This is a genomic window from Falsigemmobacter intermedius, assembly GCF_004054105.1.
In the GTDB taxonomy this organism is placed as follows: Bacteria; Pseudomonadota; Alphaproteobacteria; order Rhodobacterales; family Rhodobacteraceae; genus Wagnerdoeblera; species Wagnerdoeblera intermedia.
Genome location: NZ_SBLC01000131.1, coordinates 1 through 1,573, shown reverse-complemented (window position 1 = coordinate 1,573; position 1,573 = coordinate 1). Strand labels below are relative to the sequence as shown.

At 42.1% G+C, this 1,573-nt stretch carries 1 protein-coding gene; it reads left to right on the top strand.

Annotation, left to right across the window (positions count from 1 at the left end):
• The first annotated feature begins 233 nt into the window (after positions 1-233).
• Positions 234-1,493: a hypothetical protein gene (locus tag EP867_RS19560; RefSeq protein ID WP_128491088.1), complete on the top strand. Its 1,260-nt coding sequence runs from the start codon at positions 234-236 to the stop codon at positions 1,491-1,493.
• The last annotated feature ends 80 nt before the right edge of the window (positions 1,494-1,573 follow it).

Sequence of the window (1,573 nt, the reverse complement as noted above, 5' to 3'; positions counted from 1 at the left end):
CTAATGGATTGTGACGATCCCACCTTGGCACAAAGATGCCGTCGGGGGGCGGTTACAACATCAATGCCCAATAGCTGGCTAAACGCTTTGTTCAGCGCGAACTGCTTAGGCTGAGAAATCGATCCCTAGCGATAAATAATCCCAGACAACGAATATTTACAAAGTGCAACGCAACTCTTATGTTATTAAGTTAACTGTAACATCGCCTTTTGAAGCCTATAAGGGTTCGTTGGATGAGAAAAGTAGCTGTGATTAATCACGACTTCTCGGGATTTACTGGTTCAGAAATTGTAACTTTGGAAATTGCCAACTACTTCTCATCGAGAGGGTGTCAAGTTGTAATAAGGGCTGAGCGATATTCAGATGTGTACCTACCATATTTGGCGAAAAATGTTACAATTTCTGACGTCCGAATTGATGTGACTGATTTTGATGTAGTTTGGTCTCAGCATGGGCATTTTGCCTTAAATACAGACAATCTATCGAAATTGAAATCTTGGAATGGAGTATACATTGCCAGCCACCTGTCATCAATTACACCCGCCGAAGTTTATCATTACCCGTTCTCTGCAAAATATGCCGGCGGCATCATATTTAATGCGGAGCAAGTTGAAAAATCCTTAATTGAAAAATACAAACCCAGAGGGGTCATATGCAACTTTAAGAATGCGGCGCCTCAAAGGTTTCACTCTAATATTGCGCGCAGGCCTGATAATTTAAAAAACCTGTTAATTGTTTCAAATCACTTCCCTGCCGAGATTGAGGAGGCTTTAAGAATTCTGCAAGAAAAGGGAGTTAACTACACGCATTTAGGGGTCAAGGGGACAGCCAAACTCATTGATCCCTGTGATGTTCAATCAGCAGATGCAATTATCTCTATCGGCAAAACTGTGCAGTATAGCTTAGTGGGCGGATGCCCTGTGTATTGCTATGATCACTTCGGCGGCCCTGGCTGGATCACATCGGATAACTTTTATAGTGCCGAAGTGCAAAATTTTTCCGGTAGATGTACGCCATACAAAAAAAATGCAGAACTAATTGCCGACGAAGTGTTGTCCGGGTACAAATTTGCAAGGGATTATACAGAGAATAATATAGAATTATTCCAAGACAGATATAACCTTGAAAAAATATTGGATGATTTCTTGCGCAAGGTGGAGATCAGTGGTTGCGGCAATAATATCCGTAATCAGGAAGATATTGATCAAGTAGATTTGATGCGGGGAGCATTATGTCATGTGGGTTGGATTTGGCATGATGTATTCTTGAAGGATTTCAAAACGCAATTTGGAGGGGTAAATGATTTGTTGGAGGAGAAAATTAAAGCGCTGCAAGATGAGCGTGATGCATTAGTGCAAAAAATTGATAATTTTAACCTTCTACATCCATCTTGGATAGTTCATTTCCTCAGATCGCCATGGCGGGTACGTCACTGGAATAGAATAAGAAGACGGCAACGTAAGTCCAAGGCCCATAGATTAGCAGGGTCCTGAAATATTCCTGAGTGGGTTCTGATGTTGTAACCGCCCCCCGACGGCATCTTTGTGCCAAGGTGGGATCGTCACAATCCATT

Excerpts from the sequence above, each read along its gene's own strand:
- EP867_RS19560 (WP_128491088.1), top strand. The coding sequence starts at position 234 with ATGAGAAAAGTAGCTGTGATTAATCACGACTTCTCGGGATTTACTGGT.